Below are 25,022 nucleotides of genomic sequence, written 5' to 3'. Positions count from 1 at the left end.
ATGTCTGAGTCCATGGACGTCGGCATCTCCTGGCGACACGCCACCGCCGCCGGACAGCCCGTGCTGCGCACCATGGTGGTGTGCGACCTGGCCGACTCCACCGCCCTGGTCGAACGCCTCGGCGATCGCCGCGCCGCCGCGCTACTGCGCAAGCACGACCGCCTGACCCGTGCGCTGATCGACGAGCACGGCGGCCGCGAAATCGACAAGACCGACGGCTACCTGCTGCTGTTCGAGCGCCCGACCCAGGCCGTCGCCTTCGCACTGGCCTACCAGCGCGGACTGCGCTTCATGTCCGAGGCCGAGGAAGTCGACGTCCGCGCACGCGTGGGCATCCACGTCGGCGACGTGGTGATGTGGGAAAACACCCCCGAGGACATCAGCCGCGGCGCCAAGCCGATCGAAGTCGAAGGCCTGGCCAAGCCGGTCGCCGCGCGCCTGTCGTCGCTGGCGCGACCGCAACAGATCCTGCTCTCCGGCGTCGCCGCCAGCATCGCCCGCCGCGGCCACGAGGAAATCGCCGAGGACTGTCCCGAAGCCGAATGGCGCTCGCACGGCCTGTACCGCATCCGCGGCATCGCAGAGCCCTTGGAAGTCTACGAGGTGGGCGAAGCCGGCATCGCGGATTTCGTCACCCCCGTTCATCGCGGCGTAGCGCGTCGCATCCTGCCATGGTGGCGACGCCCTTCGACGCTGACCGTCGCCAGCCTGCTGGCACTGATCGGCATCGGCAGCCTGCTGTGGCTACTGCTTCGCCAACCACCCACGATCGACTTCGCCGCACGCGACTGGGTAGTCATCGCGGACGTGCAAAATCAGACCGGCCAGTCGGACTACGACAACACGATCGATACCGCGATCCGCATCGGCCTGCAGCAGTCGCGATACGTGAACGTGATCGCACCGGCCAAGATGAGTCAGACCCTGGGGCTGATGAAGCTCGACGAGAAGACGCATATCGATCCCAAGATCGGCGCCGAGATCGCCCTACGCAACAATGCACGCGCACTGATCGTGCCGCGCGTCACCAACGCCGGCCACGGTCTTCTCATCGAAGCCCAGCTGATCGACCCGAACACGCGGAAAGTCATCAACACGGTCAGCGCGACTGCACCGAGCTATGACGCCGTGGTCAAGGCCATCGACAATCTTCTGGTCGAACTGCGCACGAAACTGGGCGAATCGCTGCCGCAGATCAAGGCCTCGAGCGTCCCGCTCGAACAGGTCACGACGTCCAACTTGGATGCCCTGCGCGCCTATTCGCTGGCGGGACAGGCGCGTTCGCGCGGCGACTACCACCTCTCGCTCGACATGCTGAACCATGCCGTGAAGCTGGATCCGGGCTTCGCTTCCGCCTATGCCATGCAGGCCGCGAACTACATCGTGCTTGGCCGCAAGAGCCTGGCGCAGAAGGCGATCGACAAGGCGTTCAAGAATGCCAACCGCCTGAGTTCCTTCGAGCGCGCGAAGCTGCGCGCCCAGAAGATCACCAACGACCAGCCGATGACCGCCGTGACCGCGGCCTGGAAGGTGCTGGCCGACCTGTATCCCGACGCACCGAGCGCATCGAACAATGCGGGCCTGTTCTACGCAGCGAACATGAACGACTGCGAATCCGGCCTGCCGTACCTGCGCCACGCCGCCAGCCTGCCGCAGGCTTTGCGGCCGGCGTCGACCTACATCATGGCGACCTGCGAACTCGCGTTGGGACACGAGAAAAGCGCCATCGATCATTTCAAGGAAGCCTATGACAATGGCTTCCGCGGCCCCTTCTTGGGTCTGGCCGACGCCTACGTCGCAACGCGCCAGTACAGCAAGGCCATGGCCTTCCTGGAGAAGGTACCCAGCGATTCGAACACGAGCATTTCGCTCGCGGTCCGCCAGGCGCTGGTTACCGCCGACCAGGGCGACCTGGCCAGTGCGGAGAGCAACCTGCGCCATGGCCTGCAAACCATCACGCAGACCACCATCGACTCCTCGGGCTGGGCTTTGCGCCTGGACCTCGTCGGCGTGCTGTGGGGTCAGGGTGAGAACCCGCAGGCGTTGAATGAGGTCCGCCACAATCTGAACATCCTGCTGTCCATGAATGCCGACTCGAAGGACCACCTGTCCTACGACTACCCGACGCTTTTGGCCAGTTTTGCCCGATGGGCCGCTCGTCTCGGGGATGTCCCTCTCGCCGAGCGCGCGATCCGTGTCGCAAGCAGCGATGACCAACTGCGGGGCTATCCGATACGCGCACAGTTAGTCGCCGTGGCCAAAGCCGAAGTCGCCCTGCGCGAAGGTAAACCCGAGGAAGCGGTCCACATCGCCGCAGCGGCGGACTCCCATCCGCTATGGGAACTGCTAGAGGTTCTGGCCCGAGCCAAAGCAGCTGCCGGCGATCCGGATGCCGAAGCCGCCTACGAGCGTGCCCTGGATGCACGACCATTGGCCTTCGGCGAGCTGTACGAAAACGAACTGGGTATCTGCTCACGGGCCATCCAGTGGAACCTCGCATCGCTGGATGCGGCTCGGTTCCTGATGAAGACCAAGCCGGCAGCGGCTTCGCGCAAGGCCAGCATCTTTCTGGACAACTGGCGCGCGGCACCCGCAAACCTGCCGTCGATCCGTGAAGCAAGGCGCATCCTCAATCCCGAGGATGCGTCACTGAATTCAGCACCCGCCAGCTGAGCCGTTCGCGATCCTGCCGGTTTCGCGGACAGGACAGCCATGCGCATAAACAGAAGCTGCGGCCTGCACGACACGTGAAGACCGCGGCCTCAAGCGCTCCTGTCCGGAACGCAGCACCACATACTTTCAGATAGTGAACACTACGACGACGCTCGCGGCTGCGGCGAACTGCTGCGCCACTTCGTCGAGGCGCGCGTTCAGCACGTCCTTCGACGGCAGCGTGATGCCCTGCGCCGGCAGCTTGCTCGGATCGATCGTGAAACCGTACTGCGCCGTCGCCGCCACCGGGTCGGCGACCGTGAACGCGCGGAACGCGTCGTCGCGGCCCAGGCGCTCGATGAAGGCGTGCGCCAGGCTCTTCGCGCTGGCGATCGTGGCGGTGGTCTCGTAGCTCTCGTGGTTGGTGGCGAAATCGAACATGGTTTCTCTCCTCAGGGAATGGAATCAGCCGTTACGTAATGGCATGGGCAGCCAGGCCAGATCGTGCACAAACCGACAAGACCAATGCCCTTTCCGTGAGCATGATCCCGACATGTACTCGCTTCCCTTGATGCCCCGACCTGTCATCTAAGACCGGTGAACGAAAACTGCGCGAACAGAGACACGCAAAGGAAAGTGGAGGGCGTATTTCTGCTTCCGTCGCAGTGCATAGAGGCCTTCGCCCCAAGCATAGAATATAAGCACTTAGCAAGCAGATGCATGTTATGCAAGGACGACATTCACAAAAACGCGCGAAAGTCGTCCTTTCGATGGGTATGTCCCGCCCCACACGGGTATACGCACATGATTGATAATTTTAGCCTTTCTGGAAATTCGGGGTAAAAGGCTCCGGATTGAAATGCAGCGGGGCGTCCTTGTCTGGTCCCTTAACGCCCAATCCGCTGACGCCGAACGGCGCCGCCTCGATCGGATCCAGACCGAGATATTCACTCAGCTGCGCGTCGTTGATGGCGGCCGTGTAATACGCGCCCAGACCGCGCTCCGTCGCCAGCAGATAGAAGGTCTGGCTCAGGTGCGCGGAATCCATCAGCAGCGCCTTGTAGGCTTTCATGTGCCGCCGGTATTTCCAGTGATGCCGATTGAAGCGGCCCACGTGCACGATCATGACGTGCGCCTGGGCAAAATAATCCTGGCCTGCCGTGAACGCCGTGAATTGCTCTCGCAATACCTGTTCGTCCACTTCGCGCAGCAGCTCCAGGGCATGACGGCTCATGTCGTAGTGGTAGACGCCGGACTTCAGACCTTCCACGCGCAGAATCACCGGATACGGATCGATCGGCGTCAACCCGCCACCGGAAGCGCTGGTGCGCTTGACCGCCGTCGCGCCGGGCGCGAGTTCACGGATACCCTGCGCGCCGAAGCAGCCGTACAGCATGTGCGACAAATCCGCCTGCGACAGCACGGCATCAGCATCGAACACGCGCGTGGTGCGGCGCGACTTCAGTATCGTCGCGAGCGGCGAATCGAACGGCTGCAATTCCAGAGCGTGCGTGGACAGAGCATCCGCTCGACGTGGGAAATGCGGCGGAATATCGCCGTGCCGATCGGCGATCTTGCCCAGACGCTGACGATGGGCCTCGGGGGTGTGTTCACGAGTCGCGACGTCGTCGGCCATGCCGGCCCAGCGCGTCATCGCGTGATACATCGCGGTGAGGTCGTACCAGCCCACGCGCTCAAAGCGACCCTCCGCCTCGAGGATGGCCTTGCTGGCGATGTCGTGGTCGGCATCGGACAGCACAATGTGCCGCTGCACCAGGCTGGCCAGCGCTTCCTCGTCGATGCTTCCTCGTTCGATCAGGTCGCCGGCGTCGACCCATGCATCGGCCGGCAACTCCGCCAACAGCGCCAGTTCGCGGCCGCTGACTTTCAGGCGCTCGCTGCGAATCGGGCACAGCAGTTCCGCGGCCGGTTCCGTGTCGAGTTTCACCTCGCCGCTGAACAAGGCGTTGAAATCCGGAATCAGCTGATCGGAAATCTGGATGAAGCAAATGCGGCGACGACGGATGCGCATGGACGTTCCTGTTCAACGTGTCGGCGGGTCAGCGCAGACCCGGGTCCGACAAAAGTATCACGCGACTGCTTCGGTCTCTTGACGCGGCGGCGGCACCAGCACGATGACGGTCCAGCCCGGCTTGGGATCGAGTTCGCGCTTGCTGGATGCCACGCGCAGCGCGCCGCGTTCGCCGATGCCGAACAGCAGCACCGACTCCGAACCGTACTGTTCGACGAAATGCGGCCAGTCGAAGGTTTCGGTGAGCTTGGTCGACTTGATGCGCCAGCCTTCGCTCATCATTTCGGCGAAGCGGCCGTGGGTCATGTTCTCGCCGAACAGCGCAGGCGCCAGCAGGTTGCCAGCGAAATTGCGGCGATCGTGACGTTCTTCCGGCGCCAGATTGCGCAGGCGGTAGACGCGTTCGCGACCGAACTCCTGGCGGTAATGCACGACGGCCAGCGAATTGAGCTCGCGTCGCGTCGACATCGCCAGCAGGCGGCCGATGCCGGTCAGGTCCATGTGGTGATCGGCATGCTGCGAGGTCGGGCTGCCGAAGAAGGTCTCCAGACCCTGCATGCGCGCGGCGCGCACGCCCTCCCAGTCGTCGTCGACCACCAGCACGCGGAAATCCGCGGCCTTGAGCGACGCCGCCACGGCGCGCGCAACCGGGTCGGCGCCGAACACCAGCACGCCGTCCGGCTCCGGCTCGGCCACGCGCAGCCAGCGCGCCAGCTGGCGCGAGGTCGCGCTCTGTACGATCACCGTGCCGATGATCAGACTGAACACCAGCGGCACCAACGCCTCGGCGCCGGGCACGCGCAACTCTTCCAGGCGCAACGCGAACAGCGCCGAGACCGCCGCGGCGACGATGCCGCGTGGCGCGACCCAGGCGATCAGCGCACGCTGCCGCCAGTTCAGCGTGCTGCCCAGCGTCGCCAGCCAGGCCGACACCGGACGCACCACGAATTGCGCCGCCAGGAACACCAGCGCGCCACCCAGCAACATGCCGTCGGGCAACGGCCAATGCAGGCGCGCGGCGAGGATCACGAACAGCAGCGAGACCAGCAGCGTGGACAGGTCCTCCTTGAAGTCCATGATGTGGTCGATGTGCACGTCGCGGCGGTTGCCGATGACGATGCCCATGATGGTCACTGCCAGCAGACCCGATTCGTGCGTGATCGCGTTGGACACTGCGAACGCGCCGAGTACCGCGGCCATCGTGCCGAAGTTCTGCAGGTACTCCGGAATCAGATGACGGCGCAGCAGGAACGCCAGCACGATCGCGCCGATCACGCCGATCACGACGCCGCTGCCGACCGTGGCCGCGAACACGCCGATCGAATGCCCCTGTTCGCGCGACACGATGGCCTCGAACACCAGCACCGCGAACAGCGCGCCGAGCGGATCGATGACGATGCCTTCCCAGCGCAGGGTGTTGGCGATCTTCGCGTCCGGGCGCAGGGTGCGCAGCATGGGCACGATCACGGTCGGCCCGGTCACGCAGCCGAGCGCGCCGAACAGGAAGGCGATTTGCCACTCCAGTCCCGCGATCCAGTGCGCGGCCGCCGCCAGCATCAGCAAGGCCGCGACGGCGCCGTAGCTGACCAGGCCGCGCACCGCACGGCCGATGCCGCGCAGTTCGTGGAAACGCAGCGTCATGCTGCCCTCGAACAGGATCAGCGCCACCGCCAGCGACACGGCGGGGAACAGCCACTTGCCGAGCAGTTTGTCCGGCTCCACCAGTCCGCTGACCGGACCGAGCAGGATGCCGGCCAGCAGCAGGAACAGGATTGCCGGCAGCTTGACCCGCCACGCAAGCCATTGGGCAGCGAAGCCGATCACCAGCAGCAGGGTGAGCATGAGCGCGAGATTGACGATCACGAGAGACGACATCCACGGTGGTCGTGGGTTCGATGGTAGCGGCAATCGCACGCCGCATGTCCACGCATGTCTGCCCGGCGGCCGGACGTCGATGCGGCCGTGAAGATCGAACGGAAGACAGGGAAGGAAGAGAGGCCGAGCCCCGGTATCGGATGCGGGGGAGGGGGAGGGGAATCCGATACCGGGGTGGCGGGCCAGGTATTTTGCATACCCGACAGTTCAATTATCCGGCCGACGCACGGCGTGGTCAAGCAAAGCGTCGTTCGCCGTACGGAACACTGTGTCCGCGATGCTCGCCTCAGACGTCGATACGGCGCAGCTGCAAGGCTTCGGCGAGATGCTCGCGATTGACACAACCGGCCGAACCTTCCAGATCGGCCAAGGTGCGCGCCACCCGCAGCACGCGATGATAGGCCCGCGCCGACAGACGCAGACGCTCCAGCGTGTTCTGCAGCCAGTCGCGCTCCTTGACGCCCAGGGCACAGTCGCGTTCGAGTTCGCGCACGCTGATCTCGGCGTTTGGTCGACCCGCGCGCAGCAGCGCCTGTCGGCGCGCCGCGATCACGCGCTCGCGCACGGTGGCGCTGTCCTCGTCGTAGTCGCGTCGCGCGGCGGTCAGTTCGTGCAACGGCACGCGCGGCACCTCCACCTGCAGATCGATGCGATCCAGCAGGGGGCCGGACAGGCGCGCACGATAGCGGGCCACCTGGTCCGGCGTGCAGCGACAGCGCCCGCCCGGATCGCCGTGGTAACCACACGGACACGGGTTCATCGCCGCCACCAGCTGGAACTGCGCGGGAAACGTGTTCTGCCGCGCCGCGCGCGAGATCACGATCTGACCGGACTCCAGCGGCTCGCGCAGCACTTCCAGCACGCGGCGTTCGTATTCGGGCAGCTCGTCGAGGAACAGCACGCCGTGATGTGCCAGCGAGATTTCTCCCGGACGCGGCCGCGAACCGCCGCCGACCAGCGCCACCGCCGACGCCGTGTGGTGCGGCGCGCGGAAAGGACGCCTGCGCCACAGGGCCGGGTCGATCACCTCGCCGGCGACCGAGCGCACCGCGCAGGTTTCCAGCGCCTCCGATTCGCCCAGCGGCGGCAAAATGCCGGGAAGGCGCTCGGCCAGCATGGTCTTGCCGGTGCCGGGCGGACCGACCAGCAGCAGGTGATGACCGCCCGCGGCGGCGACTTCCAGCGCACGGCGCGCCTGCAGCTGGCCGCGCACGTCGACCAGATCCGGCATCGCATCCGTGGGCGCCTCGGCGGTCGCAGCCTGCGGTCGCGATAGTTCCTCGCCACCGCGCAACCACGCGCAGACCTCGGCCAGCGAATCGGCCACCAGCACGTCGGCGTCGGCGACCAGCGCGGCCTCGGCGGCATTGGCGCGCGGCACCACCACGCGACGTCGACGCTTGCCGGCGTGCAGCAGCGCCGGCAGCACGCCGGCAACGGGACGCAGTTCGCCCGACAGCGCCAGTTCGCCGAGGAATTCGCAGTCGAGCAGGCGCTTGCGCGGCACCTGGTTGGCCGCGGCCAGAATGCCGAGGGCGATGGCCAGATCGAAACGGCCGCCGTCCTTGGGCAACTCGGCCGGGGCCAGATTGACCGTGATGCGGCGGCTCGGATATTCGAACGCGGTATTCTGGATCGCCACGCGCACCCGGTCGCGCGCCTCGCGCACGGCCGCCTCGGGCAGCCCCACGATGAACGTGTTCGGCAACCCGCCGGAAAGATTCACCTCGACCATCACCTGCGGCGCGCTCACGCCTTCCTGGGCGCGGCTGAGAATCACCGAGAGACTCATGCGCGTCGCGCCTCCGCACGGCGGAAGCCCGATGCGCCCGGACGTGCGATGTGCATTGCAACTGTGCTCCTTGCACCGACACATCGCGACAGGGCGAAAAAAGCCGCCCCCGATCGTTGACTCGGGGTGAGGTGACGGATCGGGGGCGGTCTCCCGGGAGGCGGTTGTTCGGTGCGGTCAGCGGCCGGTGTCGGCCAGTCGCGCTTCGAGCTCGGCGATGCGTTGTTCGCACTGTTCCACGCGCTCGCGGGTGCGGGCGAGGACCTGGCGCTGCACGTCGAACTCTTCGCGTGTCACCAGATCGAGGCGACGCAGTCCCTGCGTCAGCACGTCGCGGAAGTTGTCCGCGAGGTCTTCGCGCGCCTGCGCGAGACCGGGCGGGACCGCGTTCGCGAGCCGCTGCGCGATGGCGTCAATGGACTGGACATCAATCATGCGGCACCTCGAAACTCTTGCGGTCAGTGTGGAACGCTCAGGATAGCCACGCCATCGGCGGAATGCATCAGACCGCGTAGGGTTTTGCCTACACGTCGTGAAGACGGCGTATGCGTCGGCCGCATCGGCATCCGCGCCGCGCAGCCGCTATAGTGTGCCCCCACCTGTCATGTCCGCCGGGAACCTGCATGAAGCTGATCACCGCCATCATCAAGCCGTTCAAGCTCGACGACGTGCGCGAGGCGCTGGCCGAGATCGGCGTGCAGGGCCTGACCGTCACCGAGGTCAAGGGCTTCGGCCGGCAAAAGGGTCACACCGAGTTGTACCGCGGCGCGGAATACGTGGTCGACTTCCTACCCAAGATCAAGATCGAGGCGGCGATGGCGGACGAGCTGCTCGACCGCGCGGTGGAAGTCATTCAGCAATCGGCGCGCACCGGCAAGGTCGGCGACGGCAAGATCTTCGTGCAGACGCTGGAGCAGGTAGTGCGCATCCGCACCGGCGAGCTGGACGCCGACGCGCTGTAAAACTCGCGTCGTAAAAGCTCGTCAGACTTCTGCGTTAGGTCGCAAATGGAAAGATGTCGCCCCAAAAGAGCACGACTCCTCACGCCCATTCCTGCCGATCGGGTGGGGCTTTCAGAAGGGTATGAGACAAGCCCGCCCGCTGTCGGAGACATCGTGGAGTTGGATCAAGGGTTCACCTTTCCAGACGGAAGGCCGGGAGGGATGGTTGTCTGCAGAGACGCCAACGGCAAGATCAAATGGGGTGCGGACGTTTACGACTCCGAACTTGCATTGATTTCTGCGCAAGCGCCTGACAACGCATCTAAGCGGACACGCTGACGCGAACCGCTTCACTCAAGTGTTTCTTGCAAGTTGTCGGACGTCTTGCCGCTGCCCGCGATGCCGGCACCAAATCGACCCTGACGCTGCGGCGCTTGCCCCACGAAACCGACGCGGTGATCCCGCCGGCCGTGTCTTTCGCCCTGTCACCCGGAGCAGGTGACCGTCACCGCGAACCTCAGCCCTTGGCCTTGCCCTGGTTGGCAACGGCCTGCATCTTCGCCTTCAGCGCCTCGGCATCGCCCAAGTAGTAGTGCGTGATCGGCTTCATGTCGGCGTCGAACTCGTACACCAGCGGCACGCCGTTGGGGATGTTCACGCCGGCGATGTCGTCGTCGGAAATGCCGTCCAGGTACTTCACCAGCGCGCGCATGGAATTGCCGTGCGCGGCGACCACCACGCTGCGTCCGGCCTTCACCGTCGGCGCCAGGGTCTCGTGCCAGTACGGCAGCACGCGCGCCACGGTGTCCTTCAGGCATTCGGTCAGCGGCACCAGCGAGGGATCGAGATCGGCGTAGCGCGGGTCGGCGGCGAAGGTGTTGTCCTGCGGTTCCATCGCCGGCGGCGGCGTGTCGTAGCTGCGGCGCCAGATGTGCACCTGCTCGTCGCCGTACCTGGCCGCGGTCTCGGCCTTGTTGAGGCCGGTCAGCGCGCCGTAGTGACGCTCGTTGAGACGCCAGTCGGTGTGCACCGGCAGCCACATCTGGTCCATCGCGTCCTGCACGTGCCACAGCGTGCGCACGGCACGCTTGAGCACCGAGGTGTGCGCCAGATCGAAGCGGAAACCGGCCTCGGTCAGCAGGCGGCCGGCCTCGCGGGCTTCGGCGATGCCCTGCTCGGTGAGGTCGACGTCGGCCCAGCCGGTGAAACGGTTCTCCAGGTTCCACTGCGACTGGCCGTGGCGAATCAGGACAAGTTTGTGCATGGGCGAGAGTCCGGCGCGGAAAAGCTTAAGCATGCGAGCCTCGGCACGGAGCGTCAACGCGGGTATTCTTGAAGAGTTTGGTCGAGGCATGTCTTTGGTCACGGCCGACTTCCAGCACACGCAAGCACTCAGGGACGGCAGGCAGACTTGCTCCGATGAACTTTTTTGCGCCCATGATCCGCCGACCGATCGGCATCACGCTGCTGGCCATCGGCCTGGTGCTGGGCGGCGTGGTCGCCTATCTGCGACTGGGCGTGGCCGCGCTGCCGCAGTTGGACGTGCCGGCGGTGTTCGTGATCGCCTCGCAGCCGGGCGCCAGCGCCAACACGATGGCGACCACGGTGGCCGCGCCGCTGGAGCGCCACATCGGCCGGATCGCCGGCATCAGCGACATGCGCTCGACCAGCAACGCCGGTTCGACCTTCGTGCTGGTGCAGTTCGACTTCAACCGCAATATCGACGACGCCGCGCGCGAAGTGCAGGCGGCCATCAACGCGGCCGCGCCCGACCTGCCCTCGAATCTGCCGTCGGCGCCGCAGGTGTTGAAGTTCAACACCGACCAGATTCCGATCCTGCTGGTCGCGCTCACGGCGCGCGCGCAACCGCCGGCCGAACTGTACGACATGGCCAACAGTCTGCTGATGCCGCGCATCGCGCAGGTGCCGGGCGTCGGCCGCGTGCAGGTGTTCGGCAGCGCGCCGCCGGCGATTCGCGTGGACATGGACCTGGACGCACTGAGCGCGAAGAACCTGTCCACCGACGACGTGCGCAACGCGCTCACCGCCGCCAACGTCAACGCGCCGCTGGGCACCATCACCGAAGGTCAGCGCCAGCTCATCGTGCAGGCCAACGACCAGCTGCACACCGCCGCGGACTTCGCCAAACTGGTGATCGCGGTGCGCAACGGCACGCCGGTGCGACTGAGCGACGTGGCGCATGTCTACGACGGCGCCGAGGACATGCACCAGGCCGCGTGGCTCAACGGCCAGCGTTCGGTGATGCTGCAGATCAGCAAGCGCCCGGGCGCCAACGCGCTGGCCACGGTCGACGCCATCAAGGCGCGTCTGCCGCAGCTGGCCGCGTGGATGCCCGCCGACGTGCACATCCAGCCGGTCTTCAACCTCACCAACACCACGCGCTCCTCGATCCACGAGATCCAGATCACGCTGCTGATCAGCATCGCGCTGGTCATCCTGGTGATGCTGGTGTTCCTGCGCCGCACCGGACCGACGCTGATCGCCGCGCTCAGCGTGCCGTTGTCGCTGGCCGGCGCCTTCGTCACCATGGCCGCGCTGGGCTACACGCTCAACAACCTGTCGATGATGGCGCTGGTGGTGTGCATCGGCTTCGTCGTCGACGACGCCATCGTGGTCATCGAGAACATCGTGCGCCACATGGAGGCCGGCGAGACGCCGATGCAGGCTACCCTGCGCGGTGTGCGCGAGATCGGCTTCACGGTCATCTCCATCACCGTCTCGCTGCTGGCGGTGTTCGCGCCGCTGCTGTTCGAGAGCAGCATGCTGGGCATGCTGATGCGCGAGTTCTCGGTCACGCTGGCGGCTGCGGTGGTGATCTCGGCGCTGGTTTCGCTGACCCTGACGCCGGCGCTGTGCGCACGCCACCTGCGACACACCAGCATCCCGCACGAACACGAGCGCACGCGTTGGCAGCGCGCGCTGGAGCGCTTCGACGACGCCGTACTCGGCATGTACCGACGCAGCCTCGACTGGGCGCTGCGCCACCGCCGCCTGATGCGCTGGCAGCCGATCCTGCTGCTGGCGCTGACCGCCGTGCTGGTCATCGTCACGGTGAAATTCGTGGGCGGCACCTTCATGCCGGCGCAGGACACCGGCCTGCTGCGCGTCAACGTGGTCGCCGACGCCGACGTGTCGCCCGATGAAATGACCCAGCGCCTGCAGGCCGTGGCGCATCTGGTGCAGGCCGATCCCGCCGTGACCAACGTCGCCACCGTGCTCGGCGGCGGTCCCGGCGGCGCCGTCGGCAATCAGGGCCAGTTGTTCGTCGATCTCAAGCCTTACGGACACGGCCCCGGCGACCGGCCGCTGAAATCGGAAGCCATCATCGAACGCATGCGCAAGCTGCTGGACAAGGTTCCGGGCGTGCAGTGCTACGTCAACAATGTGCAGTTCCTCGGCGGCGGGGGCGGCGGGGGCGGCGGACAGGCGCAGTACAACTTCCAGCTGCGCGGCGATGACCCCATCGCGCTGCAGACCTGGACCCTGCGCCTGGAGGACGCCCTGCGCAAACTCCCGCAGCTGCGCGACATCGGCAGCGACTACGACGACGTCAGCGTGCAGCAGACCGTGCACGTGGACCGCTCGCGCGCCGCCCGGCTCGGCGTGAGCATGGCCTCGGTGGACGCGGCGCTGGTTGGCGCCTTCGGCCAGCAACCGGTCTCGACCATCTACTCGGAAACCAACAACTACCGCGTGATCCTCAGCGCCGCGAGCCAGCAGGTGGTATCGCCCGCCTCGCTGCTGAATCTGTACGTGCTGGGCAGTGGCGGCATGGTGCCGATCGCTTCATTGGCGCGGCTCGAACCCACGGTGATTCCGCCGCAGGTCGTGCACGAGTCGCAGGAACTGGCCTCGACCATCAACTACGGCCTCAAGGACAAGACGCCGCCAAGCCTGGGCATCGCGCTGATCAAGGCGCAGGCGCAGGGTCTGGGCCTGCCCGCCAACGTGCGCATCGACTTCACCGGCGACAACCAGCGTCTGCAGCAGCTGCAGTCCAACATCGGCATGCTGTTCCTGGCCGCCGTGGTGGCCATGTATCTGGTGCTGGGCATTCTCTACGAGAGCATGCGCCATCCGCTGACCATCCTTTCCACGCTGCCCGCCGCCAGCGTCGGCGCGGTCGCGGCCATGCTGGTCACCGGTACGCCGCTGTCGCTGATCGCCGCCATCGCCGTGCTGCTGCTGATCGGCATCGTCAAGAAGAACGCGATCCTGATGGTCGATTTCGCGCTGGATGCCGAACGCAACCGCGGCCTCGGGCCGGTCGAGGCCATCCGCGCGGCCGCGCTCACGCGCTTCCGTCCGATCCTGATGACCACGCTGGTGGCCATGCTCAGCGCGGTGCCTCTGGCGATCGGCTTCGGCGTCGGTTCCGAGCTGCGTCAACCGCTGGGCATCGCGCTGATCGGCGGTCTGGCGATCTCGCAGTTGCTCACGCTGCTGTCCACGCCCGCGATCTACCTGGGCTATCACGACCGCCAGCTGCGCAAGGTCGCGCGACGCGCGCGACGCGCGGAGCGCAAGCGGCTGAAGACACTCGCCGTATCCAGCCGAAGTTAGGCAGGCGCACGGATGACATGCGCGCCGTGCCGGTCGCGGCGAAATATTCCATGACAATACTTGCTTGAGCATTTAAAATGCCCGAGCGGGATTTACGAGGGGTATTTCGACCGAAGGAAAGGAGTCGCAATGCCTAATCGCATGCATTTCACGTTCATCGCGCTGCTCGCCCTGGGCAGCCTGTTTGCCGCAGCACCCAACGCCCGGGCCGACGACGGCGGCGTCGACGCCACGATCAGCGTCGGGCGCAGCACCACCTCATCGCATCGCTGGACCAATGTCGGCTTCATCGACGTCACCACGCGCACCCACGACTTCAAGGGTCTGCACTGGAAACCGGCCTATACGCTGGGCTGGGTCGACAGCCGCTCGACCCGGGCCGACGATCTCGATCACAACGTCTTCGTCGGCGCGGCCGGCGTGCGTCTGGTCGACTGGTGGGGCGGCGCGTTCTTCAGCTTCCAGCTCGGCGCCGCCGGCGGACGCACCGACGCGCTCAGCAGCAGCGAACAGTTCGTCAGCAGTCTGGGCTGGCAGGGGCATCGCTGGCAGGTGATGGTGCGTCACATCTCCAACGGCGATTTCTTCGGCGGCAAGAACCTCGGCGAGACCATGCTGTTGGTCGGCGTGCGACTGCACTAGCATCGGGGCGATGAGCACCGCCCCGAACACGCACACCCTGCAACGCGGCCGCATCGGCGACATGGATGCGGCCGCCGCGTTCTCCGCCTGCGGCCGCTACCGCTATGCGCTGTGGCGGCGCTGGGGCGAGGGTCCGACAGCGCTGTTCGTGATGCTCAATCCGTCCACCGCCAGCGCCACGGCGAACGACCCCACCATTCGCCGCTGCATCGGCTTCGCCCGCGCCTGGGGCTACGGCGCGCTGGCGGTCGGCAACCTGTTCGCCTGGCGCACACCTTCGCCTGACAAGCTGCGCCGCGCACGCTCGCCGGTGGGCCGCGACAACGATGCCTGGCTGCAACGCCTGCAGGCCGAGGCGGCGCTGACCGTCGCCGCCTGGGGCCATCATGGCGCGCTGCGTCGGCGCGATGCGGTCGTGCGTGCACTGCTGCGCGAACCGCACGTGCTCGGGCTGACCCGCGATCACGCGCCGCGCCATCCGCTGTACATGCGCGCCGACACGCAGCCGAAGCGGTGGGACGCGGCCGTCGCGGCAACGTCCTGAGACGACGCGAGCCCGCACCTCGGCCATCTGCGGGCTTGCCAAGCCCGCCGTCGCCGCCGACACTGGCCGCATGCATGATCAAGCCCAACAGGTCGAAGCGTTCCTGCGCGACTTGCAGGACCGTATTTGCACGGCACTGGAAGCCGTCGACGATTCCGACGGCGACGGCCAGCGCTTCGTCGAGGACGCCTGGCAACGCCCCGAAGGCGGCGGCGGCCGCACCCGCGTTTTGAAGAACGGCGGCGTGTTCGAGCAGGCCGGCGTCAACTTCTCGCGCGTGGCCGGCACCCGCCTGCCGCCCAGCGCCACCGCGCACCGGCCAGATCTGGCCGGCGGCAGCTTCATCGCTACTGGCGTGTCGCTGGTCCTGCATCCGCACAATCCGTACGTGCCGACCACGCACGCCAACGTGCGCTACTTCGAGGCCAGCAAGCCCGGCGCGGAACCGGTGTGGTGGTTCGGCGGCGGCTTCGACCTGACGCCGTTCTATCCGTTCGACAACGACGTCAAGCACTGGCACCGCGTGGCCCGCGAACTGTGCGCGCCGTACGGCGAAGACGTCTACCCGCGCTACAAGCAGTGGTGCGACGAGTACTTCTACCTCAAGCACCGCGCCGAGACGCGCGGCGTCGGCGGCCTGTTCTTCGACGACCTCAACGAGGGCGGCTTCGAGCGCTGCTTCGGTTTCCTGAAGGACGTCGGCCAGGGTTTCCTCGACGCCTACCTGCCCATCGTCGAGCGCCGCATGCACGAGCCCTGGGAAGAGCGCGAACGCGACTTCCAGCTGTACCGGCGCGGCCGCTACGTCGAGTTCAACCTGGTCTACGACCGCGGCACGCTGTTCGGCCTGCAGTCGGGCGGACGCACCGAGTCGATCCTGATGAGCCTGCCGCCGCAGGTGCGCTTCGAATACGCCTACGCGCCCGAGCCGGGCAGCCCGGAGGCGAGGCTCGCAGCCTACCTCAAGCCGCGCGACTGGCTGGCCGAGGACGACGCCGGGGCGTGAGCGTGCGATACGCTCTGCCGGCCTTCCTCGAAGGCATCCACGACCGCGCCGCCTACGTGCGCTGGCTGCAACGCAAGGCGGTCGCGCACGTGCGCCGCGACCGCAAGCGCGGCAACGTCACGGCGACGGTGTCGTCGTACAAGCAGGCCATCCATGAAGCCGTGCTGGCGTCGGACGGCGTCGATGCCTACACCGGCGAGGCCCTGGACTGGCGACTGCTCAGCGACTACGACAACGCCACGTCGAAGGAACAGCGGCGCGCCTACAAGCAGCGCTTCGCCATGCTGCCATCGGTCGACCATGTCGGCGACGGTCTCGGCCCGGCCGACTTCCGCATCTGCGCGTGGCGCACCAACGACTGCAAGAACGATCTCGACCTGGCGACCTGGATCGACTTCTGCCGCAAGGTCGTCGCCCACGCCGACCGTTCTGCGTCGTGACGCTCAGGGGCCGGCGCTGATGCGCTTGGCCGCCGCCGCGCGCGGCGCGTACTGCGCGTGCACGACGGCGATGCGACCGCCCACGCGTACGTAGCGGTTGGGTCCGAACGGCGTCATCACGCCGTAGTCGAGTTCATGGCCGTCCAGCCGCAGGATCAGCTGCGGCGGCCGCAAGCCCAGCGCGTGCAGATCGGGATGGGTCTCGCTCAACCAGCGCTGCACCGGGGCGGCGGCGATCTCGGCCATGGCCTCGACGCGCGATGCGTCGGTCAGCGGCTGCGGCGTCGGCGTCTGTTGCCACCAGCGACCGTCCTTGCGCTGGTACTTCTCTGGCGGCTGTCCCGGCCAGATCACCTCGATGCGTTGCACCTGCACGGGATCCAGGTGCAGCAGCGTGCCCGGAGCGGCCGCGCGGTCGCTGCGCCACTGCCACCAGGCCAGAGCGACCAGCGCCAGCAGCGCCACGCCACCCAACACGCGGGGCCATGCGCTGCGCATGCGTCAGCGTCGCCGCCGGCGCCAGGCGATGCCCACGCCCAACAGCAGCAGGAGCAGCGGCAGGCCGATCATGAACACCGCCGCCATCGCGGTCAGGCCGCCGCTCGACAGCCGTACCATGCGGTCCGGCGCGGCCGCGCGGTCGACGCCGATCAACGCATCGTCGCCCAGCAGCCACTCGAACACGCGCTCGCCCAGCGTGCGGTTGCCGGCCTGGCCGAGCACCGCGTTGGACAGGAAATCACCGTCGCCGATGACCACCGCGCGCTGTTCGTTCTTGTCCGGGCTCGGCGACAGCCGCGACAGCGCATAGCCGAAATCCAGCGGTCCGCGCAGCTCGCCCTTGTCGGGATCGAAACGAATGGTCGACGGATGCTGCTCGTCGATCGGCTGCAGTTCGGTCCAGCTCTGCGGACTCGAACGCAGCAGCGGCTTGGCCGACCACTGCGTGTCCGAGGTGCTGGCCAGCGCCTGCACCTGCGGGAACACCGTGGTCTGCACCAGCCCCTGGGTAATCGCGGTCGGCGGGTAGCTGCCCAGCGCGACCACGCGCGGGTCCTTCAGGCCCAACGCCGCGCCCTGGCCGTCGACCAGCAGTCCCGGCAGACGCTGCACGCCCAACGCACGCGCCAGCGGATCGAGTTCCGGATGCGGCGCGCCGGGATCGCTCAGCCACAGCAGATTGCCGCCGCCCTGCACGTAATCGACCAGCGCCTTCACCGCGGCCTGCGGCAGCGTCGACTGCGGACTGGCCAGCACCACCAGCTGGGTGCCCTGCGGCACCTGGCCGACCTGGCTGAAATTGAGCGGCACCGCGCGCACGCCGCGCGCGGCCAGCGGCTTGATGAACAGCCCCAGATCGGCGCCGGCCGTGCCGTCCGGGCGGCGTTCGCCGTCGCCGGTGACGAAGGCGACCACGCGGTCGCCGCCGCGCGCCAGGCGTTCCAGCGCATTGGTCAGCGCGTCCTCGCTCAGCTCGCGCACGTGTTCTTCGCGGCCGTCGTAGCGCAGCACCATCTCGCCGGCGACCTCGATGCCGGCGGCGCGCATCGCGGCCGGGTTCGCGTCCGGATCGACGAAGCGCACGCTGAGGTCCGGCTTGACCGCCTCATAGCGCTGCAGGAACGCGGCGATGGTCGGTCGCAACGCGCCGCCGGGCGCAGCGTAGCTGACGATCTGCACCGGACCGTGCAACTTCTGCAGCACCGCTCGCGTCGGCGCGCTCAGGCTGGCGCGGTCGCCCGCGCTCCAGTCGAAGGTGCGCGCATGGCGCGTGGCCAGATAGCCGATGCAGCCGGCCGCGACCAGCAGCAGCAGGGCATAGAGACCGATGGGCAGGCGTCGTCGCATCATCCGCCGCGCGTCCTTTCGTCGCCCACGCGACGGATCGCCAGCAACAGGGCCGTGCCGATCAGCAGCGCAAACCAGACCAGATCGTCGGTACTCACCAGCCCGCGCCCCATCGGCTGCAGATGCGTGGACAGCGCCAGCCAGTTGGCGATGCCGCCGATCGCGCCGTCGGCCAGCGCCAGCTTGTTGACGCCGACCAGCAGCGCGGTGACCACGAAGGCGCCCGCCGCCGCCAGCGCCGGATGCCCGGCGAACGCCGAGCAGGCCACGCCGACCGCGTTCAGCGCCGCCAGGGCCAACGTCAGGCCCAACGCGGCCGCGGCCAGCTTGCCCCAGTCCGGATGCGTGACCACGGCCAGCACCACCGGCATCGCCAGCAGCAGCAACAGGATCAGCAGTTGCCAGAGCAGCGCCGCAAAATACTTGCCCAACACCACCGCCGTCGGCGATACCCCGGCCGAGAACAGCAGCGGCAACGTGCCGCCGCGACGCTCGCCGGCCAGCGCGCCCATCGTCAACAGCGGCGCCAGCACGAAGGCGGCGATCACGAACAATGCCAGCCAGGGCAGGGTGACCAGATCGGTGAATCCACTGGTGTTGCCGGCCGCCGCCAGACGCACCTGCAGCGCCAGGTACTGGTTCAGCATTAGCAGGAATTCCCAGCCCATGCCGGCCATGGTCAGCGCCGCCAGCACCCAGCCCAGCGGACGGGTCCACAGGCGACACCATTCGTAGCCCATCACCGCGCGTACGCTCATGCCGCCTGCGCCTGTTCGGAGGCGGATGCCGCGTGCTGCGTGGCGATGCGCATGAACGCCTGCTCCAGCTCGCCGGCCACCGGCTGCACGCCGGCCACGGCCAGACCGGCCGCGACCGCCGCCTGTACCAGCGCCGGAGCGTCGGCGTCGTCGCGCAACGTGATCGCATAGCGGCAGGCATCCTGGGCCTGCACCTGCGCCACCGGCGTCAGCGCCGCGATGTGGGCAGCGTCGACCGACTGCGCCAGCGTCAGCAGCAGACGATCCCGACCGGCATGCAGCGGCGCGTCGTGGCGCAGCGCGCCTTCATGCAGGATCGCCACGCGATCGCACACCGCCGTCACCTCCGGCAGCAGGTGCGTGGACAGCACCACGCCGCAACCGGCTGCCGCGCGTTCGCGAATCAGCTCGCGCAGCTGCGCCGCCTGCAGCGGATCGAGACCGTTGCCCGGCTCGTCCAGCACCAGCAGCGGGGGTTCGTGCAGCAGCGCACAGGCGAGACCGACGCGCTGGCGCTGCCCCTGCGAGAGCACCGCGACCAATCGTCGCGCCTCGCGTTGCAGTTGCAGCCGTTCCAGCAGCGCGTCGCGGCGCTTGCGCACGGCCGCGCCGCGCAAGCCGCGCAGACGCGCGCTGGCGTCGAGATGCTCGATCACGTTCAGCTCGGGCCACAGCGGCGCACGCTCGGGCAGCCAGCCGATATCGGTGCGCGCGCGCTGCGGCTGCTCGGCCAGATCCACGCCCTGCAGGCGTACGCAGCCACGATCGGGCTGCTGCGCGCCGGCCATCATCGCCAGCGTGGTCGACTTGCCGGCGCCGTTGACGCCGAGCAGACCCAGCACCTGACCGCGCGCCAGACGCAGATCGAGCTCGCGCACGACCGTGCGGCCGCCGAGGCGGCGGCTGACGCGTTCCAGTTGCAGCAGCGGGGAAGGATCGTTCACTTGATGATTCTGGCCGGGAACCCATATTGAGAACAACCGGCATCGGAAAAAAGTGCGTAGCAACAATACTTTTGCAACACCCGATGTGGTTCAATGGCAGTGACGCGAAGCGCGTTCTGCCGCGCCGGCAACATGCTGGCGAGTATGGATGCGCGACGCGTACACTGATCCTCCGCTTCTCCGAGATGTTCTGATGTTCAACGCGCTCCTCGACTTCGCTGCCCGCGGCCTGACCGGCGCCGGCTGGGTCACCTGGCTGGTCTACGGCCTGATCGTCACTCAGCTGACCATCTTCGCCGTGACCCTGTACCTGCACCGCAGCCAAACGCACCGCGGCGTGGACTTCCACCCCGTGATCGCGCATTTCCTGCGCTTCTGGTCGTGGCTGACCACCGGCATGGTGACCAAGGAGTGGGTCGCGATCCACCGCAAGCACCACGCGCTGGTGGAAACCAAGGACGATCCGCACAGCCCGCAGATCTACGGCATCAAGAAGGTGTTCTGGGACGGCGTGAGCCTGTACCGCGAGGCGAGCAAGATCTCCGCCGACATGGAGAAGTACGGCCGCGGCACCCCCGACGACTGGCTCGAACGTCACGTCTATGGCGCACATCCGTATGCCGGCCCGACGCTGATGGCGATCATCAACATCGCGCTGTTCGGCGCCGTGGGTCTGGCCATCTGGGCGATCCAGATGATCTGGATTCCGTTCTGGGCCGCCGGCTTCGTCAACGGCATCGGTCACTGGTGGGGCTATCGCAATTTCGAGAGCTCCGACACCGCCACCAACCTGATCCCGTGGGGCTTCTGGATCGGCGGCGAAGAACTGCACAACAACCATCATGCCTTCCCCAGCTCGGCCAAGTTCGCGCTGCGCAAGTGGGAGTTCGACATCGGCTGGGCGGTGATCTGCGGCCTGCGCGCCGTGGGCCTCGCCAAGGTGCTGCGCGTAGCGCCGTCGCTGGACGTGCGCCCGAACGTGCACCTGCCGGACGCCGACACCCTGAAGGCCGTGCTGACGCACCGCTTCCAGGCCATGACCGACTACTACCGCCAGGTCATCGTGCCGACCCTGCGCGAGGAAGCCGCACACGCCGGCGATAGCATCAAGGCCGTACCCAAGCGCCTGCGCCGTGCGCTCGCCGACGGCGGCCGCTGGCTGGACCGCGACAAGCGCGCGCAGCTGGAGGCCGTGGTCGAGCATCGCCCGCGCCTGCGCGTGGTGTGCGACTACCGCGCCCGCCTCATGGCGCTGATGGAACAGCGCGGCGCCGACGCGGCGCTGAAGGGTCTGCAGCAGTGGATTCGCGAAGCCGAGCAGAGCGGCATCCGCGCGTTGCAGGATTTCGCGCAGCGCCTGAAGGGCTATTCGGTCGCCGCCAGCCACGCCTGAGCGACCGCCGACCCGAGATTCGGAAAGCCCGCTTCGGCGGGCTTTTTCGTGCATGCAACCGTACCTGGTGAAGTCTGCGAACATAGGACATCCACACCAGGTGCATCGATGCAGCATCGTCCGCCCATGCACCTCGGCGGGCATCATCGCCGACCACGATGACCTCGCAGGGCCCCATTTCCGAGATATCGGCCGGTCCGTCGCGGCGACGCTTCGTGACGCAGGACTGCGGACCCAGGGACTCGGCATGCCGCCGACGCAGCAAGCGGACGCGTGCCGCGCGCAACCCGAATCGACACCCGGCGAGAGTCCTGCCGCCGCTACATCCCGTTCAGGCCCGATCCCAGCCGCCACCCTGCTCCAGCCCTGCACTTCCGCATCGTCGCAGCTGGCACATCGACCCAAAAACAAGGCCCGCCGGTGAGGGCGGGCCTTGTCGGGAAGCATCGATCCCCGCAGTGGCGGGTGGATGCGGCGTCGCGCTTGCGCGCGGACGTCACCTCACTTGATCTTGCCTTCCTTGTACATGACATGCTTGCGGACGACGGGATCGTACTTCTTGATCTCCATCTTCTCGGGCGTGTTCTTTTTGTTCTTGTTGGTGGTGTAGAAGTGGCCGGTGCCGGCCGACGAAATGAGGCGGATCTTGTCGCGCTTGGAGGGCATGATCTTGTCTCCTTAAACCTTTTCGCCGCGGGCACGCAGGTCGGCGATCACGGCCTCGATGCCGTTCTTGTCGATCGTGCGCAGCGCTTTGCTGGACACACGCAGCTTCACCCAGCGATTCTCGCTGGGCACCCAGAAACGACGCTCATGCAGGTTGGGCAACCAGCGACGACGCGTCTTGTTGTTGGCGTGCGAGACGTTGTTGCCGGTCTGCACACCCTTGCCGGTGACTTGGCATACACGGGCCATGATGACCTCCGAATACAGTATGGACCGCCCATTAGCCAGGGCGATTTCGGCCCAGCAACGGCCGTTCGGGCCGCTCGCGGCATGCTGGGTATTGCCTTTCGCTCCCGCGCTGCCGCCGTGCGCGAGGCGTGTCCATAGGGTCGGACACAGAAAGGCAAGCTCGCCATTATGGCAAATCAAGCGCTTGCGCCGCAAGCATGCCGGTCGTGGCCACGCGGTCGCTCGGGCGCACACGGGCGGCAATCTATGGGACAATGCCGCTCTTTGACATTCGATCATCGCGAGCAGAGAGCATCATGGCTGAAGAAACCCAAGCGAACGGTCAGGACCAGGTCGAGCTGATCCTGCAGAAGGTCTACCTCAAGGACGCGTCCTTCGAAGCGCCCAACGCGCCCGCCATCTTCCAGCAGATCGGCGAAACCGACGAGCAGCCGCAGGTGCAGCTGAACCTGGGCCACAAGGCGGTCAAGCTGGACGAGGCCAACCGCGAGGTCGTGCTGACCCTGACCCTGACCTGCATGCTCGGCGAGCAGACCGCCTACCTGGCCGAAGTGCATCAGGCCGGCATCTTTTCGATCATCGGCTTCTCGCCGGAAGACGAAGAGAGCGTCATCGGCAGCTACTGTCCGAACGTGCTGTTCCCGTTCGCGCGTCAGGTCATCGCCTCGATGATCCAGGATGGCGGCTTCCCGCCGTTCCTGCTGCAGCCGATCAACTTCGACGCCCTGTTCGCCGAACAGCAGCGCCGTCAGGCCGCGGGCGAAGCGGCGCCGACGCTCAACTCCTGAGTCCACGCGCATGACGCAGGCGAAACCGCGCGTCAGCGTGCTTGGCGCCGGCTCCTGGGGTACGGCGCTGGCCGCGCTGCTGGCGCGCAACGGCACGCCCACCACGCTGTGGGGGCGTGACCCGGAAGCCCTGGCCGAGATGCAGGCCGCGCACCGCAACGTGCGCTACCTGCCGGACCTGGAACTGCCGCCGGCGCTGCGTTTTCAAGCGGATCTCGCCGCGGCGGTGCAGCAGGCGGACATCGTGCTGATCGTGGTGCCCAGCCACGCCTTCGCGGCGCTGCTGGACCGGATCGCGCCGATGCTGCCGCCGCACTGCGCGGTCAGCTGGGCGACCAAGGGCTTCGAGCCCGGCACCGGTCGCTTCCTGCACGAACTGGTCGCCGAGCGCCTGCCCGGTCGCCCGGTGGCCGTGGTCACCGGACCGTCGTTCGCGCGCGAAGTCGTCGCCGGCCTGCCCACCGCCGTCACCGTGCACGGCTCCGATCACGCCTTCGCGCAGCAGCTCGCCGACCTGCTGCACGCGCCCGATTTCCGCGCCTACACCGGCAGCGACATGCTCGGCGCCGAGCTCGGCGGCGCGATGAAGAACGTGCTGGCGGTCGCCACCGGCGTCGCCGACGGCATGGAACTGGGCCTCAACGCCCGCGCCGGCCTCATCACCCGCGGCATGTACGAAATGCTGCAGCTGGGCATCGCGCTCGGCGCGCGGCCGGAAACGCTGATGGGTCTGTCAGGCCTGGGCGATCTGGTGCTGACCTGTACCGGCGACCTGTCGCGCAATCGCCGCCTGGGCCTTGCGCTCGGTCGCGGCGTGCCGCTCGACGACGCCGTGCGCGAAATCGGCCAGGTGATCGAAAGCGTGGTCACCGCCGACGAAGTCGGACGCCTGGCCGAACAGCACGGCCTGGACCTGCCGATCGCCTTCGGCGTGCGCGCCGTGCTGCACGGCGACGTCACCCCGGAACAGGCGCTGCGCACGCTGATGGCGCGCGAACAGAAGCCCGAATACGCCAGCGATCTGTTCCCGCCGAAATAACGGCAGCAAAACGCCTTCGCCACTTTGTGCGCGCGTGCTTGCACGCATGGGCGCACAGGCTGCTAGTCTTGATGTTTTGATCCGCGAGCGAGACGGATGCAGCGACCGACCGGCGAACGCCGGGCCCCGCCCCGGCCACGCAAGGACAAGGACCCGGAGCCGCAAGGCGCCGTGCCCGCCGACTGGAAGCGCCTGCTCGGCGGCCACGCTGGCGCGCCGGAGCCGGCTGCGCACGGCAAACCGACGCTCGGTTTCTTCCTGGAGATGGTCAACGGCGAGGAGCATCTGGGCGCGCGCCTGGAAGTCGCTCCCGTGTTGCTCAGCGTCGGCGAACAGGGTCGCCTCTACCACGCCGTGCCGCTGGACGCGCGCCGCCTGGCGCAGACCAAGCTGCCGTCGACCGAACAGCGCCTGGCGACCAGCCTGTTGGGCCTGCCGCACAGCCAGCGCAAGGGCCGCAACTACGCGCATCTGCACGGTGCCGTTGGCGACGCGCTGCTGACCGAGATGCTCGACACCGCCCCGTGTTTCCTCGGCGGCGTGGCCGGCCTGCGCCTGACGCGCGGCAAGCCGCACCGGCCGGAATGGGTCTGGCAGCTCGACGAAAAAGGCTTCCAGCACCTGCAGCCGCAGTTGCCACACGGCCAACGTCTGCTGCGTGCCGGCATGCCGTGGTACCTGGATCCTGAAAACGCCGCGCTCGGCCTACTCGAACTCGACCCCGACGAAGCGCGCCTGATCGACGCACCGCCCGTCGCGCCCGAGGCCGCGGCCGCCGTTGCCGCCGCGCTCGCCGAATCGCCGCTGGCCGGCCGCGTGCCTCGTATAA

General features: G+C 67.3%; 22 protein-coding genes. 10 read left to right on the top strand and 12 right to left on the bottom strand.

The window, feature by feature from the left end; genetic code table 11:
- A complete protein-coding gene (locus tag LF63_RS15085) occupies window positions 1-2,673 on the top strand; it encodes a putative peptide modification system cyclase (RefSeq protein ID WP_081945022.1) in 2,673 nt (890 codons plus the stop codon).
- Between the two features lie 126 nt (window positions 2,674-2,799).
- On the opposite strand, the gene LF63_RS00905 is transcribed toward LF63_RS15085, so the two are convergent.
- From LF63_RS00905 to ubiK, 5 genes are all read right to left on the bottom strand, one after another.
- Window positions 2,800-3,093 (bottom strand): NHLP-related RiPP peptide, encoded by a 294-nt coding sequence (locus tag LF63_RS00905; RefSeq protein ID WP_043099006.1) that lies wholly within the window; start codon window positions 3,091-3,093, stop codon window positions 2,800-2,802.
- A 376-nt stretch (window positions 3,094-3,469) separates the two neighbouring features.
- Window positions 3,470-4,684 carry a putative peptide maturation dehydrogenase gene (locus tag LF63_RS15080; protein WP_052394475.1) on the bottom strand — a complete coding sequence of 405 codons (1,215 nt, stop codon included), beginning with the start codon at window positions 4,682-4,684 and terminating at the stop codon, window positions 3,470-3,472.
- Window positions 4,685-4,741: 57 nt separating this feature from the next.
- Window positions 4,742-6,559, bottom strand: coding sequence for a cation:proton antiporter (locus tag LF63_RS00895; protein WP_221265679.1), 1,818 nt, complete (start codon window positions 6,557-6,559; stop codon window positions 4,742-4,744).
- Between the two features lie 286 nt (window positions 6,560-6,845).
- Window positions 6,846-8,351, bottom strand: a complete 1,506-nt coding sequence (locus tag LF63_RS00890; RefSeq protein WP_081945021.1) for a YifB family Mg chelatase-like AAA ATPase — start codon at window positions 8,349-8,351, stop codon at window positions 6,846-6,848.
- 177 nt (window positions 8,352-8,528) lie between these two features.
- Window positions 8,529-8,786: a ubiquinone biosynthesis accessory factor UbiK gene (gene ubiK / locus LF63_RS00885; RefSeq protein WP_043099002.1), complete on the bottom strand. Its 258-nt coding sequence runs from the start codon at window positions 8,784-8,786 to the stop codon at window positions 8,529-8,531.
- Window positions 8,787-8,974: 188 nt separating this feature from the next.
- Here ubiK and glnK point away from each other — a divergent pair, with 188 nt between their 5' ends.
- Window positions 8,975-9,313: a P-II family nitrogen regulator gene (gene glnK / locus LF63_RS00880; RefSeq protein ID WP_043099000.1), complete on the top strand. Its 339-nt coding sequence runs from the start codon at window positions 8,975-8,977 to the stop codon at window positions 9,311-9,313.
- A 496-nt stretch (window positions 9,314-9,809) separates the two neighbouring features.
- Here the strand turns inward: glnK and gpmA are convergent, their stop codons facing one another.
- A complete protein-coding gene (gene gpmA, locus LF63_RS00875) occupies window positions 9,810-10,556 on the bottom strand; it encodes a 2,3-diphosphoglycerate-dependent phosphoglycerate mutase (protein WP_043098998.1) in 747 nt (248 codons plus the stop codon).
- A 155-nt stretch (window positions 10,557-10,711) separates the two neighbouring features.
- Between gpmA and LF63_RS00870 the strand changes: the two genes are divergently transcribed.
- The 5 genes from LF63_RS00870 to LF63_RS00850 all read left to right on the top strand — a co-directional run bounded on the left by LF63_RS00870 (window position 10,712) and on the right by LF63_RS00850 (window position 16,508).
- Window positions 10,712-13,876 carry an efflux RND transporter permease subunit gene (locus LF63_RS00870; protein ID WP_043098996.1) on the top strand — a complete coding sequence of 1,055 codons (3,165 nt, stop codon included), beginning with the start codon at window positions 10,712-10,714 and terminating at the stop codon, window positions 13,874-13,876.
- Between the two features lie 129 nt (window positions 13,877-14,005).
- Complete coding sequence (locus LF63_RS15075) at window positions 14,006-14,518, top strand: lipid A 3-O-deacylase (protein ID WP_152569197.1); 513 nt, start codon at window positions 14,006-14,008, stop codon at window positions 14,516-14,518.
- A gap of 10 nt (window positions 14,519-14,528) precedes the next feature.
- Window positions 14,529-15,062 carry a DUF1643 domain-containing protein gene (locus tag LF63_RS00860; protein ID WP_152569196.1) on the top strand — a complete coding sequence of 178 codons (534 nt, stop codon included), beginning with the start codon at window positions 14,529-14,531 and terminating at the stop codon, window positions 15,060-15,062.
- A gap of 70 nt (window positions 15,063-15,132) precedes the next feature.
- Complete coding sequence (hemF, locus tag LF63_RS00855) at window positions 15,133-16,068, top strand: oxygen-dependent coproporphyrinogen oxidase (protein ID WP_043098995.1); 936 nt, start codon at window positions 15,133-15,135, stop codon at window positions 16,066-16,068.
- On the top strand, window positions 16,065-16,508 hold the full coding sequence (locus LF63_RS00850) for a hypothetical protein (RefSeq protein ID WP_052394473.1): 444 nt from the start codon (window positions 16,065-16,067) through the stop codon (window positions 16,506-16,508). Before hemF ends, LF63_RS00850 begins: the two co-directional genes overlap by 4 nt.
- Before the next feature lie 3 nt (window positions 16,509-16,511).
- On the opposite strand, the gene LF63_RS00845 is transcribed toward LF63_RS00850, so the two are convergent.
- From LF63_RS00845 to LF63_RS00830, 4 genes are read right to left on the bottom strand one after another with little or no spacing between them, the layout of a single operon-like run.
- On the bottom strand, window positions 16,512-17,006 hold the full coding sequence (locus LF63_RS00845) for a hypothetical protein (protein WP_043098993.1): 495 nt from the start codon (window positions 17,004-17,006) through the stop codon (window positions 16,512-16,514).
- Window positions 17,007-17,009: 3 nt separating this feature from the next.
- Window positions 17,010-18,359, bottom strand: a complete 1,350-nt coding sequence (locus LF63_RS00840; RefSeq protein ID WP_043098991.1) for a GldG family protein — start codon at window positions 18,357-18,359, stop codon at window positions 17,010-17,012.
- Window positions 18,356-19,114 carry an ABC transporter permease gene (locus LF63_RS00835; RefSeq protein WP_043098988.1) on the bottom strand — a complete coding sequence of 253 codons (759 nt, stop codon included), beginning with the start codon at window positions 19,112-19,114 and terminating at the stop codon, window positions 18,356-18,358. Before LF63_RS00835 ends, LF63_RS00840 begins: the two co-directional genes overlap by 4 nt.
- Window positions 19,111-20,058 (bottom strand): ABC transporter ATP-binding protein, encoded by a 948-nt coding sequence (locus LF63_RS00830; RefSeq protein ID WP_043098986.1) that lies wholly within the window; start codon window positions 20,056-20,058, stop codon window positions 19,111-19,113. The genes LF63_RS00835 and LF63_RS00830 overlap by 4 nt, the downstream gene beginning before the upstream one ends.
- A gap of 193 nt (window positions 20,059-20,251) precedes the next feature.
- On the opposite strand from LF63_RS00830, the gene LF63_RS00825 reads away from it, so the two are divergent.
- Window positions 20,252-21,451 carry a DesA family fatty acid desaturase gene (locus LF63_RS00825; RefSeq protein ID WP_043098984.1) on the top strand — a complete coding sequence of 400 codons (1,200 nt, stop codon included), beginning with the start codon at window positions 20,252-20,254 and terminating at the stop codon, window positions 21,449-21,451.
- Between the two features lie 501 nt (window positions 21,452-21,952).
- On the opposite strand, the gene rpmG is transcribed toward LF63_RS00825, so the two are convergent.
- Together rpmG and rpmB are read right to left on the bottom strand one after the other, a co-directional pair.
- Window positions 21,953-22,120, bottom strand: a complete 168-nt coding sequence (gene rpmG / locus LF63_RS00820) for a 50S ribosomal protein L33 (protein ID WP_184655132.1) — start codon at window positions 22,118-22,120, stop codon at window positions 21,953-21,955.
- Between the two features lie 9 nt (window positions 22,121-22,129).
- A complete protein-coding gene (gene rpmB, locus LF63_RS00815; RefSeq protein ID WP_043098981.1) occupies window positions 22,130-22,366 on the bottom strand; it encodes a 50S ribosomal protein L28 in 237 nt (78 codons plus the stop codon).
- Window positions 22,367-22,662: 296 nt separating this feature from the next.
- On the opposite strand from rpmB, the gene secB reads away from it, so the two are divergent.
- Complete coding sequence (gene secB / locus LF63_RS00810; RefSeq protein WP_043098979.1) at window positions 22,663-23,154, top strand: protein-export chaperone SecB; 492 nt, start codon at window positions 22,663-22,665, stop codon at window positions 23,152-23,154.
- A 10-nt stretch (window positions 23,155-23,164) separates the two neighbouring features.
- Window positions 23,165-24,193: an NAD(P)H-dependent glycerol-3-phosphate dehydrogenase gene (locus tag LF63_RS00805; RefSeq protein WP_043098977.1), complete on the top strand. Its 1,029-nt coding sequence runs from the start codon at window positions 23,165-23,167 to the stop codon at window positions 24,191-24,193.
- The last annotated feature ends 829 nt before the right edge of the window (window positions 24,194-25,022 follow it).

This window comes from Oleiagrimonas soli (assembly GCF_000761445.1).
Taxonomy (GTDB): domain Bacteria; phylum Pseudomonadota; class Gammaproteobacteria; order Xanthomonadales; family Rhodanobacteraceae; genus Oleiagrimonas; species Oleiagrimonas soli.
This window is presented reverse-complemented; position numbering and strand designations above follow the sequence as displayed.

Bases quoted from the DNA above. Each gene is read 5' to 3' on its own strand.
- LF63_RS15085 (WP_081945022.1), top strand. From the start codon at position 1: ATGTCTGAGTCCATGGACGTCGGCATCTCCTGGCGACACGCCACCGCC.
- LF63_RS00905 (WP_043099006.1), bottom strand. From the start codon at position 3,093: ATGTTCGATTTCGCCACCAACCACGAGAGCTACGAGACCACCGCCACG.
- LF63_RS15080 (WP_052394475.1), bottom strand. From the start codon at position 4,684: ATGCGCATCCGTCGTCGCCGCATTTGCTTCATCCAGATTTCCGATCAG.
- LF63_RS00895 (WP_221265679.1), bottom strand. From the start codon at position 6,559: ATGTCGTCTCTCGTGATCGTCAATCTCGCGCTCATGCTCACCCTGCTG.
- LF63_RS00890 (WP_081945021.1), bottom strand. From the start codon at position 8,351: ATGAGTCTCTCGGTGATTCTCAGCCGCGCCCAGGAAGGCGTGAGCGCG.
- ubiK (WP_043099002.1), bottom strand. From the start codon at position 8,786: ATGATTGATGTCCAGTCCATTGACGCCATCGCGCAGCGGCTCGCGAAC.
- glnK (WP_043099000.1), top strand. From the start codon at position 8,975: ATGAAGCTGATCACCGCCATCATCAAGCCGTTCAAGCTCGACGACGTG.
- gpmA (WP_043098998.1), bottom strand. From the start codon at position 10,556: ATGCACAAACTTGTCCTGATTCGCCACGGCCAGTCGCAGTGGAACCTG.
- LF63_RS00870 (WP_043098996.1), top strand. From the start codon at position 10,712: ATGAACTTTTTTGCGCCCATGATCCGCCGACCGATCGGCATCACGCTG.
- LF63_RS15075 (WP_152569197.1), top strand. From the start codon at position 14,006: ATGCCTAATCGCATGCATTTCACGTTCATCGCGCTGCTCGCCCTGGGC.
- LF63_RS00860 (WP_152569196.1), top strand. From the start codon at position 14,529: ATGAGCACCGCCCCGAACACGCACACCCTGCAACGCGGCCGCATCGGC.
- hemF (WP_043098995.1), top strand. From the start codon at position 15,133: ATGCATGATCAAGCCCAACAGGTCGAAGCGTTCCTGCGCGACTTGCAG.
- LF63_RS00845 (WP_043098993.1), bottom strand. From the start codon at position 17,006: ATGCGCAGCGCATGGCCCCGCGTGTTGGGTGGCGTGGCGCTGCTGGCG.
- LF63_RS00840 (WP_043098991.1), bottom strand. From the start codon at position 18,359: ATGATGCGACGACGCCTGCCCATCGGTCTCTATGCCCTGCTGCTGCTG.
- LF63_RS00835 (WP_043098988.1), bottom strand. From the start codon at position 19,114: ATGAGCGTACGCGCGGTGATGGGCTACGAATGGTGTCGCCTGTGGACC.
- LF63_RS00825 (WP_043098984.1), top strand. From the start codon at position 20,252: ATGTTCAACGCGCTCCTCGACTTCGCTGCCCGCGGCCTGACCGGCGCC.
- rpmB (WP_043098981.1), bottom strand. From the start codon at position 22,366: ATGGCCCGTGTATGCCAAGTCACCGGCAAGGGTGTGCAGACCGGCAAC.
- secB (WP_043098979.1), top strand. From the start codon at position 22,663: ATGGCTGAAGAAACCCAAGCGAACGGTCAGGACCAGGTCGAGCTGATC.
- LF63_RS00805 (WP_043098977.1), top strand. From the start codon at position 23,165: ATGACGCAGGCGAAACCGCGCGTCAGCGTGCTTGGCGCCGGCTCCTGG.